Origin of the sequence: Pseudaeromonas aegiceratis, from assembly GCF_046254905.1 — a bacterium.
In the GTDB taxonomy this organism is placed as follows: Bacteria; Pseudomonadota; Gammaproteobacteria; order Enterobacterales; family Aeromonadaceae; genus Pseudaeromonas; species Pseudaeromonas aegiceratis.
In genome coordinates this window covers 1,396,494-1,414,910 of sequence record NZ_CP158016.1, presented here as the reverse complement: position 1 = coordinate 1,414,910, position 18,417 = coordinate 1,396,494, and the positions used below count along the sequence as shown (strand labels likewise).

Genomic DNA, 18,417 nt, shown 5'->3' with positions numbered 1-18,417 from the left:
AGGCGCGCTTGATACCGTTAGCCACTGGCGCGACATCGACGCCACCCCAGGCCCAAGAGCCCCACGCCAAACAGCAGGCCGAGAGCGGGTTCCGGCACCGGCGCAGCAATGCCATCCACAGAGCCGGTAAAGCCCGCATCCCGGATGGCGCCATATTGGATCAGGTTGTTGACGAACACCCCACCCCAGATTTCGTTGCCGTTGGTCAGTTCGGCATAGGGCGCCAGTATGGTACCGCCAAACTGGCTGGTCAGAGTCAGGGAGCTAGTATCGATAAAGTTCCAGATGGTGTTGCTGGCCAGGCTCTGGGCACTGCCAGCCAGGAAGTTGGCATACAGGCTCAGGGTATCGCCGGTGACGTTGAAGATCAGGGTGGTGACATCGCTGGCCACATCGAATTGAAACTCACCGTAGGAGGTCAGCAGGCTGCTGGCGCTGCCGGTGAGATCGATGACCGCCACCCCATCACTACCGGCGGTGGCGGTGAAGGTCACCTTGTTGCCGCTAACGCTGGTGCTGCCGGTGGCGGTCAGACTGGAGAGCTGTTGAGACAGGTCAACGAGCTGGCTCTGGTAGTCGCTGGTGCTGGTGCTCTGGGCGGCCTGCACTTCGGCACTTAACAGGCTGCTCTGGCTCAGATCGCTGATGAGGGACTGGTTGAGATTACCGCCTGCGATGCTACCGGCCACATAGGTGGTGCCGCTGCCGTTGTAGCTGGTGTTGCTGCTGCCCAGGATGGCCGAGCTACCGTTATTGATGGTGCTGTTGCTGATGGAACCGGCCACCACGGCCCCGCCGTTTTGCACCGACACCCCGCTGGCGCTGCCCTGCACCGTCAGGCCAGCATAGCTAGAGCTGCCCAGGGTCTGCCCCCAGGCGGCATAGGTGCCGCCGGTGGCACTGCCGCCAACATAGGTCCGACCCGCCACCTCCTGGTAAGAGGTGGTGTTGCCAAATACCATGAGGTTGAACTGCTCCAGCAACGCCTGGCTGGACAGGGCGCTGCCGGCCCAGGCTGGTAGTGCAGAGACGGTTAACAGGCACAGGCCCGTCAGACGAGTTGCCTGGCGAGACAGCCGCTTGTAGGGAATGGGCATGCGTTCTTCCTTGTGAACTTTAATTTTAATGGCTGTGTCCGCCTGCCAAGGCAAGCGGAACTAGAGCTTTTGCCCAATATCATAGCGTTAAGCTTACTTTTGCATACCTTTTTTAACCTAATCACATTTTTTGCAGAAAAATTGGGACCAAGCCGATATCCCATTGCAGCAAATTGAACGGTTGCGCTAAGTGGACATCCGGCTCAGCGTCCCCCAGCGGGCATCAGCGCCAGCCAGTAATATTCCCCATGGGCGCCCGTTCCCTGCCCCAGGCAGGTAAACCCCATGGCTCGGTAAAACAGCAGGGCCCGCCGGTTGCGCACCAGGCACTTGAGGTGCAAGGCGGGGTAGCGCCAGCGGGCCGCCCGCAACAGCGCCCGGCCTATGCCCTGGCGCAGCCGGTCCGGCGCCACGTAGAGATGGTGGACAAACTGATCTGGCGGGCAGACGGCGATAAACCCCAGCACCTCGGCCCCCTCCCCGGCCACCAGCACCTGCTCATCCCGGGTATCCCGCTCGAAGTCGCTCAGGGCATAGCCACTGGTATCCAGCCAGGGAAAGGCGGCCCGCCGCGAGGCCAGGTAGAGGGCCCGTAAGGCCGGGAGCTGCTGGGAACGCACCAGGGTGATCTGCATGGGACTCCTTGGCAAGAGCAAAAGAGGAAACACCACCGCAGGCAAACCGACCCTTTTCCCCACCCGCGGCTTGAGGCATGGTAGAGCCAGTCTGCCAGAGCGCACTGGCCCCGGCCAATGCTGGCCACCCTCACCGCAAGGAGTTCTCATGACCCGGCAATTGAACAAGGATACCCAGGTCTGCATGTCGCTGGCCGCCCGCCCCAGCAACTACGGCACCCGCTTTCACAACTACCTCTACGATGCCCTGGATCTGGATTATCTGTACAAGGCCTTCACCACCCAGGACATCAAAGGCGCCATCACTGGGGTGCGGGCCCTGGGCATTCGCGGCTGCGCCATCTCCATGCCGTTCAAGGAGGCGGTGATCCCCCTGGTGGACGAGCTGGATGAGTCCGCAAGACTCATCAACTCGGTCAACACCATAGTCAACAGCGACGGTTATCTCAAAGCCTACAACACCGACTACCTGGCCATCGCCCAGTTGCTGCGGCAGCACCAGGTGCCCAACAGCCTGACCTTCGCCCTCAAGGGCAGCGGCGGCATGGCCAAGGCGGTGGCCTGCGCACTGCAGCAGGCCGGCTTCACCCAGGGCCACATCATCTCCCGCAATGCCGACACCGGCCAGGCCCTGGCGGATCTCTACGGCTACCGCTATCAGGCGGATATGCGCGGTGTGCAGGCCGGCCTGCTGATCAACGCCACCCCGGTGGGCATGCAGGGCGGCGCCGAGGCCGATGCCCTGGCCTTCAGCCAGGAGGAGATTGCCGGGGCCCAGGTGATCTTTGAGGTGGTGGCCCTGCCGGCCCAGACCCCGCTGCTCAAGAAAGCCCAGGCCCAGGGCAAGGCGGTGGTCACCGGCGCCGAGGTGTTCGCCATCCAGGCGGTGGAGCAGTTTGTGCTGTACACAGGGGTGCGCCCCAGCCCGGAGCTGTTTGCCGAAGCCGCGGCCTATGCCAGGCAGGGTGCCTGACGGAGAGTTCGTCGCGTTAGCGTCCACAAAAAACAAAGGCCCGCAATCGCGGGCCTTTGTCTGGGTAACGCGCCGATTAGAGGCTGATCACCTCGAACTGCACGTCCGGATTGACGTCGGCGTCGTAGTCCACGCCCTCCCAGCCGAAACCGAACAGCTTCAAGAACTCGTCCTTGTAGCCCTGGTAGTCGGTGAGCTGGTACAGGTTGCCGTCGTTGATCTGCGGCCACAGATCCCGGCAGGCCTGCTGCACTTCGTCCTTCAGCTCCCAGTCGTCCATGCGGATGCGGCCCTGCTCGTCGGTGGGGGTCGCCTCGGCGCCGTACAGCCGAGTGGCGAACAGCCGCTGGATCTGCTCCAGGCAGCCTTCGTGCAGGCCCATCTGCTTCATGATCTTGAAGGACATGGAGATGTACAGGGGCATCACGGGGATGGCGGCGGAGGCCTGGGTCACCACGGACTTGAGCACCGCCACATAGGCTTCTCCACCCTTGGCGGCCAGCTGGCTGCCGATGGCGCGGGCGGCGCGATCCAGATCTTCCTTGGCGCGCCCCAGGGTGCCGTGCCAGTAGATGGGCCAGGTCAGATCGGTGCCGATGTAGCTGTAGGCCACGGTCTTGGCGCCGTCGGCCAGCACGCCGGCGTCGGCCAGGGCCTGCAGCCACAGCTCCCAGTCTTCACCGCCCATCACCTTGATGGTGTTGGCGATCTCTTCCTCGTTGGCCGGCTCCACCTCGGCGGAAACGATGACGTCCTTGTTGGTGTCGATGGCGGTGGTCTTGTACACCTCGCCGATGGGCTTGAGCGCACTGCGCACCAGCTCGCCGGTGTCAGGCAGCTTGCGCACCGGAGAGGCCAGGGAGTAGACCACCAGATCGATTTGCCCCAGATCCTGTTTGATGAGCTCGATGACCTGCTCGCGGCAGGCGTTGGAGAAGGCGTCACCGTTGATGCTCTTGGCGTACAGACCGGCTTCCTTGGCCGCCTTGTCGAAGGCAGCGGCATTGTACCAGCCGGCGCTGCCGGGCTTCTTCTCAGTGCCGGGCTTTTCGAAGAACACGCCCAGGGTGGCGGCACCTGAGCCAAAGGCGGCCTCGATGCGGGAGGAGAGGCCGTAACCCGTGGAGGCACCGATCACCAGCACCTTCTTGGGACCGTTCGCCAGGGGGCCCTTGCTCTTGACGTAGGCGATCTGTTGACGGACGTTGGCTTCGCAGCCGGCCGGGTGAGTGGTGGTGCAGATAAAGCCACGTACCTTGGGGGTAATGATCATGGTCGCTTCTCTAATAAAATTGGATAAACGCGCGGGATCATACACGATTTGCCGACAAAGGGTTGTCGGATCAGTCCGCCATTTCCCCGGCAGGGTCCCACGATAAATCCCCGGCCGGGATAGCCAGCACGGCCCAGGCCGGTACAATGAGCCCCCAAACCCACACCGCGAACCAGCATGACCCTCAGCCTGCGCCCCTATCAGCACGCCGCCGTCCAGGCGGTGCTGACCCATTTTCGCCGTCACCCCGAGCCCGCCTTGGTGGTGCTGCCCACCGGCGCCGGCAAGAGCCTGGTGATCGCCGAGCTGGCGCGGCTGGCCCGGGGCCGGGTGCTGGTGCTGGCCCACGTCAAGGAGCTGGTGGCCCAGAACCACGCCAAATTCGCCGCCCTGGGGCAGCAGGGGGCACGCTTTGCCGCCGGGCTGGGGCTCAAGCAGACCGGGGAGCCGGTGATCTTCGGCTCGGTGCAGTCGGTGGCCCGCAACCTGGAGCGCTTCGACTTTGCCATCTCCTTGCTCATCATCGACGAGTGCCACCGCATCGGGCCCGACGAGGAGAGCCAGTACCGCCAGGTCATCAGTCACCTGCAGCGCATCAACCCGGCCCTCAAGGTGCTGGGGCTCACCGCCACCCCCTACCGGCTGGGGGAAGGCTTCATCTACAACCTTCACCACAGGGGCATGGTGCAGAGCCGCGAGCCGCGGCTGTTCCACACCTGTGTCTACGAGCTGCCCCTGCGCCAGCTCATTCGCCAGGGCTACCTGACGCCACCGCGGCTCATCGATGCCCCCCTGGTACACTACGACTTCAGCCGCCTGCCCCCCCGGCAAAACGGCCTGTTTGACGAGGCGGCCCTCAACGCCGAACTCAAACGCCAAGCCAGGGTGACCCCCGCCATCGTCCGCCAGGTGCAGGCCTATGCCCAGGACCGCCAGGGGGTGCTGATCTTCGCCGCCACCGTGCGCCACGCCCAGGAGGTGGCCGGCCTGCTGCCCGCCGACCAGACGGCCCTCATCACAGGCGAGACCCCCCAGGCCGAGCGGGATGCGCGACTGGCGGATTTTCTCGCCCGCCGGCTCAAATTTGTGGTGAACGTGGCGGTGCTCACCACTGGCTTCGATGCCCCTCACGTGGATCTCATCGCCATCTTGCGCCCCACCGACTCATTGGCCCTCTACCAGCAGATGGTGGGCCGCGGCCTGCGCCTGTTCCCGGGCAAGAGTGAGTGCCTCATCGTCGATTACGCCGGCAACCGGCACGATCTCTACGCCCCCGAGCCCGCCGATCCCAGGCCCGCTGCCGATACGGTGCCGGTGCAGGTGCTCTGTCCGGCCTGCGGCTTTGCCAACCAGTTTTGGGGCCGACTGGACGCCCAGGGCCAGCTGTTGGAGCACTTTGGTCGACGCTGCCAAGGTTTTTTTGAAGAAGAGGATGGACAACGGGAATTTTGCGATTATCGTTTCCGCGCCAAGTCCTGCCCCCACTGCGGTGAGGCCAACGACATAGCCGCGCGGATCTGCCACGGCTGTCAGGCCACCCTGGCGGATCCGGATGACAAGCTCAAGGCCGCCCTGGCCCTCAAGGATGCCAAGGTGATCCGCTGCGCGGGCCTGAGCCTGGTCCAGGTCAGCGTCAAGGGGCAGCCCAGGTTGCGGGTGACCTACCACGACGAGGATGGCGCCAGCCTGAGCGAGTCCTTCGACATCGGCTCGCCCGTCGGCCTGGCCCGGTTGCAGCAGCAGCTGGTGCAGCGTCACTGGCACCTGCCGGGCCTGGTGGCGCCGAGCCTGTCGGTGGCCGAACTGCTGGCCCAGCCCGCTTGCCTGCGCCATCCGGATTTTGTGGTGGCCCGCAAGCAGGGGCCCGTGTGGCGGATCGTGGACAAGATTTTTGATTATCAGGGCCGTATTCGTCTGGCCAATGCCCTGTGAGAAGGCCGCATTCAAGGTAACTATCATGCTGAAAAAAGTACTGCTGGGCCTGTGTGCCCTCCCCCTGCTGGCCCAGGCCTCCATCCAGGCCCCCACTGGCGCCCGGGTCGCCCTGGCCTACAACGAACCCGGCCAGGCCGGCAGCCAGGGGATCCATGCCGATGCCTTCATGATCCCCGCCTCGACCCAGAAGGTGCTCACCGCCCTGGCGGCCTCCCTGTACCTGGGCAAGGAGTGGCGCTTCAAGACCCGCCTGCTGGCCCCCACCGGCGCCCTGGCCCAGGCCAAGCAGACCGGTGTGCTGCAGGGGGATCTGGTGCTGGAATTCAACGGCGCGCCGGATCTGACCCGCCAGGCCCTGGTCAACCTGCTGGCCTATCTCAAACAGCAGGGAGTCAGCCAGATCCAGGGGGATCTGCTGCTGGATACCGGCCACTACGCCGGCTACGACCGCGGCAACGGCTGGTCCTGGAACGATCTCTCCATCTGCTTCACCGCCCCGGCCTCGGCGGTGATCGTGGATCGCAACTGTGTCTACGCCCAGCTCGAAGCCAACCAGATAGGCGAGACAGCCCAGCCCAAGGTGCCGGTGGGCCAACCCATACAGGTGACCAGCGAAGCCAAGGTGGTGCCCCTCAAGGAGTACTACGCCGGCTGCGAGCTGCGGGTGGACATGAACACAGGCAACAACTACCACCTCACCGGCTGCATCCCGCCGGAGCAGAAGGGCAAGCCCTGGCCCCTGTCGTTTGCCATCCAGGATCCCACCGCCTGGGGGGAATCCCTGTCGGCCTGGGCCCTGGCCCGAGCCGGCCTCAGCCTCACCGGCCAGGTCAAGGCGGTGCGCCATGCCCCCGCCAACCTGGAGGAGATCGCCCACCTGCCCTCGGCGCCTCTGTATAAGCTGATGGACCGGATGCTGAAGAAATCCGACAACCTGTACGCCGATGCCATCTCCCGCGCCCTGGGCCACCTCTACCTGAACCGGCCGGCCAGTTACGCCACCGGGGCCGAGGCGGTGCGCCTCATCCTCAAGAACAAGGCCGGCATCGATCTGGGCTCCGCCCTGCTGGCCGATGGCTCCGGCCTGTCGGCCCATAACCTCATCACCCCCAACCAGATGCTGAAGGTGCTCGATTACATGGCGCTGCACGATGACGAGCTGGGCATCATAGGCCTGCTGCCGGTGGCCGGCATGAGCGGCACCCTGGGCTCCCGGGGCAGCGTGCAGCGTCCGCCGCTGCTCAAAAACGTCACCGCCAAGACCGGCACCCTGCAGAACGTCTCCAACCTGGCGGGCTTTATCACCACCGCCAGCGGCAAGCGCAAGGCCTTCGTGCTGATGGTCAACGGCCTCACCTTCCCCCCCAAGGTGCGCCAGGCCCTGAAGGCCCACCGCATCAGCTCGCCCCACTACCCGTTCGAGCGCGCCGTGCTGGAGCAGATCTACAAGGAGCAGCCGGTGCAGATCACCGACTAGCAGCAGCTCCCGCCAGCCGCCCAGCCGGCCATTTACACAAAAAACCGCATTTGAGACTCAATGCGGTTTTTTGTTTCAAACGGGAAGACCAAATCAGCATCTATCGCTGCAAAAACCCCGCGACACCATCAGGGCCCAGGAAGAAAAAGCCCGTGACAGCCGTTGTGTTACGCACCAAGAAGGGGAAGAATAGTGAGCCTTGGCCGGCCCCCGCCGGCCCGCGGTATTGCAGAAGGCGCCCCCACAGATGTATTCAATCGAGAAATCCCACAAGCTGGACAATGTCTGTTACGACATTCGCGGCCCGGTGCACAAGGAAGCCCGCCGCCTGGAAGACGAAGGTCATCGCATCCTCAAACTCAACATCGGTAACCTGGCCTCCTTCGGCTTTGATGCGCCCGAAGAGGTGATCAAGGACGTCATCGTCAACATGTCCCAGGGCCAGGGCTATTGCGATTCCAAGGGGCTGTTCGCCCCCCGCAAGGCCATCGCCCACTACTACCAGCAGAAGGGGCTGCGCAACGCCGATGTCAACGACATCTACATCGGCAACGGCGCCTCCGAACTCATCGTCATGGCCATGCAGGCGTTGCTGAACAACGGCGACGAGATGCTGGTGCCAGCGCCCGATTATCCGCTGTGGACCGCCGCCGTCTCCCTGTCCGGGGGCAACCCTGTGCATTACATCTGTGACGAGCAGGCCGACTGGTACCCGGATCTCGATGACATGCGCAAGAAGATCACCCCGCGCACCCGGGGGCTCGTGCTCATCAACCCCAACAACCCCACGGGCGCCGTCTACAGCAGCGAATTCCTGATGGAGGTGATCGAGCTGGCCCGTCAGCACAAGCTCATCATCTTCGCCGACGAAATTTACGACAAGATCCTCTACGACGACATCGCCCACCACAGCGTCTGCTCCCTGTGTGACGATGTGCTGGTGGTGACCTTCAACGGCCTGTCCAAGGCCTATCGTGCCTGCGGCTTCCGCCAGGGCTGGATGATGGTCAGCGGCCCCAAGCAGTTCGCCCGGGACTACATCGACGGCCTGGAGATCCTGGCCTCCATGCGGTTGTGCGCCAACGTGCCCATGCAGTTTGCCATCCAGACCGCATTGGGGGGCTATCAGAGCGTCAGCGAGCTGATCCGTCCCGGTGGCCGGTTGCGCAAGCAGCGGGATCTGGCCTGGGAGCTGGTCAACCAGATCCCCGGGGTCTCCTGCGTCAAGCCCAGGGGCGCCCTGTACATGTTCCCCCGCCTGGACCCCAAGGTGTATCCCATCAAGGACGACCAGAAGATGGTGTTCGATCTGCTGCAGCAGGAGAAGCTGCTGGTGGTGCAAGGCACCGGCTTCAACTGGCCGGCCCCGGATCACTTCCGCCTGGTGTTCCTGCCGCAAGAAGAGATCCTCGAGGATGCCATGGGTCGCCTGGGTCGCTTCCTGAAGAACTACCACCAGTAATCGACCCGCCAGCAAAGGGGGCCAATCAGGCCCCCTTTTCGTTTTGCCAGGCCGCCATGGCCAATGCTATGGTGCGCCTCTAGCCACCTGCCAATGCCCTCAAGGAGACCCCATGAACCAGACCCTGCGCGCCGGCCTCATGCTGCTGCCCCTGCTGCTGCTCACCGCCTGCGGTGAACCGGCGGAGGCCGATCTCAAGGCCGCCCTGGAACACGACCTCAAAGACGCCAATGCCGTCACCACCTCCGTCATGGGAGACAGCGGCAAGATAGAGATACTGTCGGTGAAGAAGCTGGGCTGTGACAAGGCCGGCGGCGCCTGGCAGTGCACTGTGGACGTGCAAAGCCGCATTCCCCTGGTGGGGGACAAGCGGCAGACCCGCCAGCTCAAGGTGGCCAAGGCCGACGACGGCTGGCAACTGGTGGAGTGAGCCATAACATGAGCAGTCATTTCTTCGCCCAGCTGTCGCGGATGAAGCTCATCAACCGCTGGCCCCTGATGCGCAACGTACAGAGTGAAAACATCAGCGAACACAGCCTGCAGGTGGCCATGGTGGCCCACATGCTGGCGCTGATCGAGAATCGCCACTTCGCCGGCCAGCTCAATCCCGAGCGGGCTGCCCTGATGGCCCTCTACCACGACGCCAGCGAGATCCTCACCGGCGATCTGCCCACCCCGGTGAAGTACCAGAATCAGGCGCTGGCCACCGAATACAAGAAGATCGAGAAGCTGGCCGAGCAGCGGCTGCTGGCCATGCTGCCGGCGGAGTTTGTCGACGACTTCCGCCCCCTGCTGGACTCCACCAGCCAGGATGCGGCCCACGCCGCCGTGGTGAAGGCCGCCGACACCCTGTGTGCCTACAGCAAGTGCCTGGAGGAGCTTGCCGCCGGCAACCACGAGTTCACCGTGGCCAAGCGCCGGCTGGAGGCCATGCTCGAGGAGCGCATGACCCCGGCGGTGCGCCACTTTCTCGATACCTTCATGGCCAGCTTCTCCCTGACCCTGGATGAGATGAGCCAGCACGACTAGCTGCCGCAGGGGCGCGGCTTGGTCTAGGCTTCTGGTAGGTGTTCACGCCACCGGAGGCCCCAGATGCCCACGCCCCCCATCCTCAAGGATCCCACCCAGGCCAGCCGCCACAACCTCGACGACTACGAGCGCTGCTATGCCAGCTTCGACTGGCAGCAGGCCCAAGCCCAGATCAAGGGGCTGGGCCTGGCCATCAACATCGCCTACGAGGCGGTGGACCGTCATGTGGAGGAAGGCCATGGCGATCTCGTCGCCCTGCGCTGGCTGGGCAAGGACGACCAGCAGGTGGACATCAGCTATCGCCAGCTGATGGCCGATACCGCCCGCTTCGCCAACCTGCTCAGCAGCCTGGGGATCCAGCCCGGCGATACCGTGTTCGGCCTGTGCCACCGGGTACCCCAGCTCTACACCGCCCTGCTCGGCAGCCTCAAGTTCGGCGCCGTCTTCTCCCCCCTGTTCAGCGCCTTCGGCCCCGAGCCCATAAAGGCCCGCATGGCCATCGGCCAGGCCCGGGTGCTGGTGACCAGCGAAGCCCTCTATCGCAAGAAGGTACAGCGCTGGCGCCACGAGCTGCCCAGCCTGCAGCAGGTGCTGCTGTTCGACATCCAGGGGCAGCTGCCGGACGACTGCCTGGATCTGGACGCCCTGCTGGCCGAGGCCAGCGACGACTTTGTCCCCCATCGCAGCGACCCCGAAGATCTGGCGCTGCTGCACTTCACCTCCGGCACCACCGGCAAGCCCAAGGGCGCCATGCACGTGCACAAGGCGGTGATCTACCACGCCTACTCAGGGCGCATGGCCCTGGATCTGCAACCCGGCGACATCTTCTGGTGCACGGCGGACCCGGGCTGGGTCACGGGCACCAGCTACGGCATCATCTCGCCCCTGTGCAACCGGGTGACCCTGGTCATCGACGAGCAGGAGTTCGACCCCCAGCACTGGTATCAACTGCTGGCCCAGCAGCAGGTCAATGTCTGGTACACGGCCCCCACCGCCATTCGCATGCTGATGAAGGCCGGTGCCGCCCTGGCCCTGGGCCACGATCTCAGTGCCCTGCGCTTCATGGCCAGCGTGGGGGAACCCCTGAACCCCGAGGCGGTGCTCTGGGGCCAGCAGGTGTTCGGCATGCCGTTTCACGACAACTGGTGGCAGAGCGAGACCGGCGGCATCATGCTGGCCAACTTCGCCGCCGAGACCGTCTATCCCGGCTCCATGGGCCGGCCCCTGCCGGGGATCCGCGCCGCCATCGCGTTGCATCAGGCCGATGGCAGCATCCAAATCAGCGACAGCCCCAACCAGGTAGGTGAGCTGGCGCTCAAGCCCGGCTGGCCCGCCATGTTCCGCGGCTACCTGCATGAGGAGGAACGCTACCAGAAGTGCTTCGTGAATGGCTGGTACCTCTCCGGGGATCTGGCCCGCCAGGATGAAAACGGCTACTTCTGGTTTGTCGGCCGGGCGGATGATGTCATCAAGTCCTCCGGTCACCTCATAGGTCCCTTCGAGGTGGAGAGCGTGCTGATGGAGCACCCGGCCGTGGCGGAGGTGGGGGTCATAGGCCTGCCGGACGAGATGGCCGGCGAGGTGGTCAAGGCCTTCGTGGCCTTGAAACCGGGCTACGAGCCCGACGAGGCGTTGCAACTGGCCCTGCTGGGCCATGCCCGCACCCGCCTGGGACCCGCCGTCGCCCCCCGGGAGATCGCCTTTCGCCACAACCTGCCCAAGACCCGCAGCGGCAAGATCATGCGCCGCCTGCTCAAGGCCCGTGAGCTGGGCCTGCCGGAGGGGGATCTCTCCACCCTGGAGAGCGACGAGTCATGAACAAACCACACCTGAACCCGGAGCAGCTGCAGCAGCTGCTCTACCAGATGCTGCGGATCCGCCGCTTCGAGGAGCGCTGTGCCGAGCTGTACCAGCAGGAGAAGATCCGCGGCTTCCTGCACCTGTACAACGGCGAGGAGGCGGTGGCGGTGGGGGTGATCCAGGCCCTGACCCCAACCGATGCCCTGCTCTCCACCTACCGGGAACACGGCCATGCCCTGGCCCGTGGCGTGAGCATGAACGCCATCATGGCCGAGCTGTTCGGCCGGCAGAGCGGCTGCAGTGGCGGCCGCGGCGGCTCCATGCACCTGTTTGACGTGGCCCACCGCTTCTATGGCGGCAACGCCATCGTCGCCGGCGGCCTGCCCCTGGCGGTGGGGCTGGCCCTGGCGGACAAGATGCAGGGGCGCCGCCCGATCACCGCCTGTTTCTTCGGCGACGGCGCCACCAGCGAGGGCGAGTTTCACGAGAGCCTCAACCTGGCCGCCCTGTGGCAGCTGCCCATCTTGTTTGTCTGCGAGAACAACCGCTATGCCATGGGCACGGCCCTGGAATTCGAGATGGGGAATGCCCAGTTGGCCCAGCGGGTCGCCGCCTATGGCATTGAGGCCCAGGCGGTGGATGGCATGAATGTGGTGGCCGTGCTGAGCGCCGCCCAGGCCGCCTGCGAAGCCATCCGCGCCGGCGGCGGTCCCCAGTTTATCGAATGCCAGACCTACCGCTTTCGCGGCCACTCCATGTTCGATGCCCAGCTCTACCGCCAATCCAGCGAGATCGAGGCCTGGAAGGCCCGCTGCCCCATAGAGCAGATGAGCCACTGGCTGCAGGCCAACCACCAGCTGGACCCCCACCAGCTGACCGCCCTGGAGCAGCAGGTGGAGAGCGAAATCGACGCCGCCGTGGCCTTTGCCGAGGCGGCGCCACTGGAACCCACCGAGACCCTGCTGCACCACCTCATCACGGAGGAGTCCCATGAATGAGTCAAGCCTCCCCGAGATGACCTATCGGGATGCCATCAAGGCCGCCCTGCGGGAGGCCCTGCAGCAGGACGAGCGGGTGTTCCTGATGGGCGAGGACGTGGGCCATTACGGCGGCTGCTATGCGGTGAGCAAGGGCCTGCTGGACGAGTTCGGCCCACAGCGCATCCTGGACACCCCGCTGTCCGAATCGGGCTTCGTCGGGGCCGGCATCGGCGCCGCCTTGGGCGGCATGCGGCCCATCGTCGAGGTGATGACGGTGAACTTCAGCCTGCTGGCGCTGGATCAGATCGTCAACAATGCCGCCACCTTGCGCCACATGTCCGGCGGTCAGGTCTCGGTGCCCCTGGTGATCCGCATGGCCTGTGGTGCCGGCCGCCAGCTGGCCGCCCAGCACAGCCACAGCTTTGAGGGCTGGTACGCCCATATCCCGGGGATCAAGGTACTCTGCCCCGCCACCGTCACCGATGCCCGCTACATGCTGGGCCAGGCCCTGGCGGATCCCGACCCCGTGATCCTGTTTGAGCATGTGATGCTCTATAACCGCCAGGAGCCCCTTGCCGCCGCCCCCGCGGCGCCCATGACCCAGGCCCTGGTGCGCCGGCCAGGGCAAGCCCTCAGCCTGTTCACCTGGGGGGGCAACCTGCCCAAGGCGTTGGCGGCAGCGGAACGCCTGGCCGAGGAGGGCATAGAGGTTGAGGTGGTGGATCTGCGCTGCCTGCGGCCCTTGGACAAACCCAGCCTGCTGGCCTCCCTGACCAAGACCCACAAGGCGCTGATCGTCGATGAAGCCTGGAAGCAGGGGGGCATGAGTGCCGAGATTGCCGCGTTTGTTGCCGAGGAGGGTTTCTGGCTGCTGGATGCCCCCGTGGCCCGGGTGTGCAGCGCCGAGGTCCCCATCCCCTACCCCGCCCATCTGGAGCAGGCCGCCCTGCCATCGGTGGAGCGCATCATGGCCGCCGCCCGGGCGCTGATGGAGGGACGATGAAAACCATCCCCATGCCCTCCTTTGGCGCCGACATGGCCGAAGGCACCCTGATCGAATGGCAGGTGAAACCCGGCGATAAACTCAGCCGTGGCCAGGTGGTGGCGGTGATCGAAACCAATAAGGGAGCCATAGAGCTGGACCTGTTCGAAGAAGGCATAGTGGATGCCTGCCTGCTGGGGCTGGGGCAGACCGCCAAGGTCGGCACCCCCATACTCAGGCTGCGGGACCCCGCCGAGGCACCGAGTCCGGTGCAGGAGGAAGACGGCTCGGCAGCCACAGCCCAGGTCCCTCCCCAGCCCGAGGCGCTGCCGGCCCATGCCGAGGCCGCCGCCCCGGCGCCGGGCGCCCCCCTGCGGAGCCCTGGCTTCCTGCCCGCCAGCCCAGCCGCCCGGGCCTTGGCAAAGGCGCAGGGCATCCCCCTGGCCGGCGTTCGCGGCAGCGGGCCAGACGGGGCCATCATCCTGCGGGATATCGAAGTCAGCCAAACCGAGGCTCAGGCCAAATCGGTTCACCCCCTCACCGCCGCCCCCGCGGCGGCCACCGGCGGGCTGGATATGGCGGCCATGCGCGCCGCCATCAGCGCCACCGTCAGTCGCTCGAAAAAGGAGATCCCCCACTACTACCTGAGCCTGGATGTCTGCCTGCACGCGCTGCAGACCCGGCTGGGTGCCGACAACACCCAGCGGGGGGTGGAGGATCGCCTGCTGCTGGCCGCCCCCCTGCTGTGCGCCATCGCCCGCACCCTGAGCCGCCATCCCGAACTCAACGGCAGCTGGCGTGATGACCAGTATCAGGGCCGCCAGGAGGTTAACCTGGCCAATGCCATCAGCCTGCGGGGTGGCGGCCTGCTGATGCCGGTGATCCCCCAGGCCCAGCAGTTGGACGCCCCCGGCATGATGGCGTGGCTCAACCGCCTGGTGGACAAGGCCCGGCACGGCAATCTGCGCCATTCGGAACTCAATGGCGCCACCTGTACCGTCAGCAGCCTGGGTGAGCGGGGGGCCGATCGCCTGCTGGGGGTCATCTACCCGCCCCAGGTGGCCATTCTGGGGCTGGGGCGGCCCCGCCAGGCGCCCTGGATACAAGACGGTCAGCTCACGGTGGCACCTGTCATGACCATCAGCCTGAGCGCCGATCACCGAGTGAGTGACGGCCATCAGGGCGCCCTCTTCCTGCACGAGCTGGACAAGCTGTTACAACAACCGGAGGCCTTATGGACACAAGTGATGCCCAAACCCTGATCCAGACCGAGCTGTATCGCATCGCCCCTGAGCTGATGGGCAGCGAGCTGCCCTTAAACGAAGATCTGCGGGATGCCGCCGATCTCGACTCCATGGACTTCCTGCGCCTGGTGGCCGCGGTGAGCAAGCAGACCCAGTGCATCATTCCCGAGGCGGATTATCCAAAGATCCTCACCCTGCAGGGCTTTGCCAGTTACCTGAGCCAGCCCCGATAAGCACACAAAACAAAAGGGGCCATCAGGCCCCTTTTTTCGGACAAAGCAGGAAGTCGGCTTAGCCCTTGTACTTGCTCATCACCAGGGTGGCGTTGGTGCCGCCAAAGCCGAAGCTGTTGGACATGACGGTGTTGAGCTCGGCCTCTTCATAGGCGGTGACGATGGGCAGACCAGCGGCTTCGGCATCCAGCTCATCGATGTTGATGCTGGGGGCAATGAAGCCGTGTTCCATCATCAGCAGGGAGTAGATGGCCTCGTGCACACCGGCAGCACCCAGGGAGTGACCGCTCATGGCCTTGGTGGCGGAGAGCTTGGGCGCCTTGTCACCAAACACTTCGCGGATGGCCTTGAGTTCCTGCACGTCACCCACGGGGGTGGAGGTGCCGTGGGTGTTCAGGTAGTCGATGGGGCCTTCGACGGTCGCCATGGCCTGACGCATGCAGCGCGCCGCACCCTCACCGGAGGGCGCCACCATGTCATACCCGTCGGAGGTGGCACCGTAGCCGGTGATCTCGGCGTAGATCTTGGCACCACGGGCCAGGGCATGTTCCAGCTCTTCCACCACCACGATACCGCCGCCACCGGCGATGACGAAGCCGTCACGGTTGGCGTCATAGGTACGGGAAGCCAGCTCGGGGTGCTCGTTGTACTTGGTGGACAGGGCACCCATGGCGTCGAACAGACAGGCCATGGTCCAGTCCAGCTCTTCACCGCCACCGGCGAACACCACGTCCTGCTTGCCCAGCTGGATCTGCTCGACCGCATGGCCGATACAGTGGGAGGAGGTGGCACAGGCGGAGCTGATGGAGTAGTTGATGCCCTTGATCTTGAAGGGGGTGGCCAGACAGGCGGAGGTAGTGGAGGACATGGTCCGCGGCACCATGTAGGGGCCGATGCGGCGCACGCCCTTGTCCCGCAGGGTGTCACAGGCTTCCAGCTGGTTCTTGGAGGAGGCACCGCCGGAGCCGGTCACCAGGCCGGTACGCTCATTGGACACCTGATCATCGGTCAGGCCAGAGTCGGCGATGGCCTGCTGCATGGAGAGGTAGGCGTAGGCAGCCGCATCGCCCATGAAGCGCATCACCTTGCGGTCGATCAGGCTGCTGGGATCCAGTTTGATGTTGCCCCATACCCGGGAGCGCAGGTTCAGCTGCTCGAACTGCTCGGAGTAGGTGATGCCGGACTTGCCTGCCTTCAGGGAGGCGAGAACCTCGGCGACGTTGTTACCCAGGCTGGAGATGATACCGATGCCGGTAATAACAGCTCTTCTCATTGAATGTGGTCTCTGTTGATAGATATGGACAAACCCTAGCCGAGTTTACCGTTTTTGACCTCAACAACTGGTCTGCTTTCACGTAGAATCCCAGCGCTTTTTGTGAGCCGAGCCGAGGTAAGCATGTCAACCCCCTCCCTGACCCAGGCCAGCGTGCACTGGAACGAACAAGGTACGCCGGTGGCCGACGCCTTCGGTGACGTCTATTTCTCCAACGACAACGGCCTGGAGGAGACCCGCCACGTGTTCCTCCACCACAATGGCCTGCCGGAACGCTGGGCCCGGCACGACCGGCCCCTGTTCGTGGTGGGAGAAACCGGCTTCGGCACCGGACTCAACTTCCTGGCACTGTGGCAGAGCTTTCGCCACTACCGGCAGCAGCAGCCGGATGGTGCCGTACAGCGACTGCATTTTATCAGCACAGAGAAGTACCCTTTATGTCAGGCGGATCTGCGGCGGGCCCTGACGGCCTGGCCCAGTCTGGCGGATCTGACCGAACCCCTACTGGCCCAGTATCCTCTGCCGCTGCCCGGCTGTCACCGTCTGATCCTGGATGAGGGACGCGTGACCCTGGATTTGTGGTTTGGCGATGTGAATGACAGCCTGCCGCACTGGCCGGCAACCGCCGCAGGCTGGGTGGACGCCTGGTTTCTGGACGGCTTTGCCCCCAGCAAGAACCCTCAGATGTGGCAGCAAAATCTGTTTGATCAGCTCTATCGCCTGGCCCGCCCCGGCGCCACCCTGGCCACCTTCACCTGCGCGGGATTTGTCCGCCGCGGTCTGCAGGCATCTGGCTTCACCATGGCCAAGGTGCCGGGCCACGGCAGCAAACGGGAGATGCTGGCGGGGCACAAGCCAGATCAGGCTGAACCGTCCCCCACCTTGCCCACCATTACCCTGATAGGTGGCGGCATCGCCTCGGCCTGTCTGGCGGATGCCCTCACCCGGCGTGGTCAGGCGGTACGGCTGCTCTGCGCCGATCCAGCGCCAGCACAAGGCGCCTCAGGCAACCGCCAGGGCGCCCTCTACCCCCTGCTGAACCCCAATGCCCCAGTGCTGAGCCAGTTCTACGCCACAGCCTTCACCCTGGCCCGTCGCCTGTATGATGGGCTCTCCGATCAGGTGGACCACGCCTGGTGTGGCGTCATCCAGTTTGCCCAGGATGCCAAGGCCCAGCGCAAGCTGCAGGCCCTGACCGAGGCCGGCTACCCGGCGCAGCTGGTGGAGGCTTTGAGCCCGACGCAGCGGGACGACCTGGCCGGCCGGCCCCTGGTGGGCTCGGCGGTGCGCTATCCCCAAGGCGGCTGGCTCTGCCCGGCCCAGCTGACCCAGGCGTTGCTCGATCGCGCCCAGGCCAGTGGCCGGCTGGAGCTCGTCACCGACTGCCGTATCCAGCAGGTGGAACCCGCAGAACAGGGTTGGCGGCTGACCGACCAGCATGGCCGCCACTGGCCGGCCCCCACCTTGGTGGTGGCCGCCGGTCATGAGACCCCGGCGCTGCCGGGTCTTGCCAGGCTGCCCATGCATGCGGTGCGCGGCCAGGTCACCCATCTGGCGCCTCAAGCCCCCTTGCAGCCCCTCAATACCGTGCTGTGTTATGGCGGCTATCTCACGCCCCGCGGTCCCTTGGGGCACTGCATCGGCGCCAGCTTCGAGCGGGCGTTTGACCAGCTGGATTACAGTGCCGCGGAGCAGGGAGCGAATCTCGCCAAGCTGCAGCAGGCGCTGCCCGATGAGCAATGGCCACAGCTGCTGCAGATGGGAGAAGAAGCCAGGGTGAGCGTGCGGGCCACGGTGCGGGATCACCTGCCCATAGTGGGGCCCTGGGCGACGGCCAGGCAGCCGTTGTGGCTGCTCACCGGCCTGGGTGCCCGGGGCCTGTGTTCGGCGCCCCTGCTGGCCGAGGTGCTGGCGGCACAGCTGCTGAACGAACCCATCCCCTTGGCCTCGGATCTGCTGGCCGCCATCGACAGCCAGCGCTTTTCTGCCGACAACTAGCCCGCCCAACCTCATCCAGGCAGCAA

General features: G+C 65.1%; 16 protein-coding genes. 12 read left to right on the top strand and 4 right to left on the bottom strand.

What is annotated here, in order from left to right:
• Positions 1-17: 17 nt before the first annotated feature.
• Positions 18-1,097: a choice-of-anchor A family protein gene (locus ABHF91_RS06700; protein ID WP_409422682.1), complete on the bottom strand. Its 1,080-nt coding sequence runs from the start codon at positions 1,095-1,097 to the stop codon at positions 18-20.
• A gap of 203 nt (positions 1,098-1,300) precedes the next feature.
• Complete coding sequence (locus ABHF91_RS06695) at positions 1,301-1,732, bottom strand: GNAT family N-acetyltransferase (protein ID WP_409422681.1); 432 nt, start codon at positions 1,730-1,732, stop codon at positions 1,301-1,303.
• A 148-nt stretch (positions 1,733-1,880) separates the two neighbouring features.
• On the opposite strand from ABHF91_RS06695, the gene ABHF91_RS06690 reads away from it, so the two are divergent.
• On the top strand, positions 1,881-2,705 hold the full coding sequence (locus ABHF91_RS06690; protein ID WP_409422680.1) for a shikimate 5-dehydrogenase: 825 nt from the start codon (positions 1,881-1,883) through the stop codon (positions 2,703-2,705).
• Between the two features lie 76 nt (positions 2,706-2,781).
• On the opposite strand, the gene fabV is transcribed toward ABHF91_RS06690, so the two are convergent.
• Complete coding sequence (gene fabV, locus ABHF91_RS06685) at positions 2,782-3,978, bottom strand: enoyl-ACP reductase FabV (protein WP_409422679.1); 1,197 nt, start codon at positions 3,976-3,978, stop codon at positions 2,782-2,784.
• Positions 3,979-4,155: 177 nt separating this feature from the next.
• Here fabV and ABHF91_RS06680 point away from each other — a divergent pair, with 177 nt between their 5' ends.
• From ABHF91_RS06680 to ABHF91_RS06635, 10 genes are all read left to right on the top strand, one after another.
• Complete coding sequence (locus ABHF91_RS06680) at positions 4,156-5,910, top strand: DEAD/DEAH box helicase (RefSeq protein ID WP_409422678.1); 1,755 nt, start codon at positions 4,156-4,158, stop codon at positions 5,908-5,910.
• A gap of 25 nt (positions 5,911-5,935) precedes the next feature.
• Complete coding sequence (gene dacB / locus ABHF91_RS06675) at positions 5,936-7,390, top strand: D-alanyl-D-alanine carboxypeptidase/D-alanyl-D-alanine-endopeptidase (RefSeq protein WP_409422677.1); 1,455 nt, start codon at positions 5,936-5,938, stop codon at positions 7,388-7,390.
• 247 nt (positions 7,391-7,637) lie between these two features.
• The gene (locus ABHF91_RS06670; protein WP_409422676.1) at positions 7,638-8,852 is read left to right on the top strand and encodes a pyridoxal phosphate-dependent aminotransferase; all 1,215 of its coding nucleotides are present in this window, start codon (positions 7,638-7,640) and stop codon (positions 8,850-8,852) included.
• A gap of 112 nt (positions 8,853-8,964) precedes the next feature.
• Positions 8,965-9,282, top strand: a complete 318-nt coding sequence (locus ABHF91_RS06665) for a hypothetical protein (RefSeq protein WP_409422675.1) — start codon at positions 8,965-8,967, stop codon at positions 9,280-9,282.
• 8 nt (positions 9,283-9,290) lie between these two features.
• Positions 9,291-9,881 (top strand): 5'-deoxynucleotidase, encoded by a 591-nt coding sequence (gene yfbR, locus ABHF91_RS06660; protein ID WP_409422674.1) that lies wholly within the window; start codon positions 9,291-9,293, stop codon positions 9,879-9,881.
• Between the two features lie 63 nt (positions 9,882-9,944).
• The gene (gene acsA, locus ABHF91_RS06655) at positions 9,945-11,699 is read left to right on the top strand and encodes an acetate--CoA ligase (RefSeq protein ID WP_409422673.1); all 1,755 of its coding nucleotides are present in this window, start codon (positions 9,945-9,947) and stop codon (positions 11,697-11,699) included.
• The gene (gene pdhA, locus ABHF91_RS06650) at positions 11,696-12,679 is read left to right on the top strand and encodes a pyruvate dehydrogenase (acetyl-transferring) E1 component subunit alpha (protein ID WP_409422672.1); all 984 of its coding nucleotides are present in this window, start codon (positions 11,696-11,698) and stop codon (positions 12,677-12,679) included. Before acsA ends, pdhA begins: the two co-directional genes overlap by 4 nt.
• Positions 12,672-13,664 carry an alpha-ketoacid dehydrogenase subunit beta gene (locus ABHF91_RS06645; protein WP_409422671.1) on the top strand — a complete coding sequence of 331 codons (993 nt, stop codon included), beginning with the start codon at positions 12,672-12,674 and terminating at the stop codon, positions 13,662-13,664. The genes pdhA and ABHF91_RS06645 overlap by 8 nt, the downstream gene beginning before the upstream one ends.
• A complete protein-coding gene (locus tag ABHF91_RS06640) occupies positions 13,661-14,905 on the top strand; it encodes a dihydrolipoamide acetyltransferase family protein (RefSeq protein WP_409422670.1) in 1,245 nt (414 codons plus the stop codon). The genes ABHF91_RS06645 and ABHF91_RS06640 overlap by 4 nt, the downstream gene beginning before the upstream one ends.
• Positions 14,878-15,120, top strand: coding sequence for an acyl carrier protein (locus tag ABHF91_RS06635; protein ID WP_409422669.1), 243 nt, complete (start codon positions 14,878-14,880; stop codon positions 15,118-15,120). Before ABHF91_RS06640 ends, ABHF91_RS06635 begins: the two co-directional genes overlap by 28 nt.
• A gap of 58 nt (positions 15,121-15,178) precedes the next feature.
• Here ABHF91_RS06635 and fabB read toward each other — a convergent pair whose 3' ends face one another.
• A complete protein-coding gene (fabB, locus tag ABHF91_RS06630; protein ID WP_409422668.1) occupies positions 15,179-16,393 on the bottom strand; it encodes a beta-ketoacyl-ACP synthase I in 1,215 nt (404 codons plus the stop codon).
• A gap of 123 nt (positions 16,394-16,516) precedes the next feature.
• Between fabB and mnmC the strand changes: the two genes are divergently transcribed.
• A complete protein-coding gene (mnmC, locus tag ABHF91_RS06625) occupies positions 16,517-18,391 on the top strand; it encodes a bifunctional tRNA (5-methylaminomethyl-2-thiouridine)(34)-methyltransferase MnmD/FAD-dependent 5-carboxymethylaminomethyl-2-thiouridine(34) oxidoreductase MnmC (RefSeq protein ID WP_409422667.1) in 1,875 nt (624 codons plus the stop codon).
• The last annotated feature ends 26 nt before the right edge of the window (positions 18,392-18,417 follow it).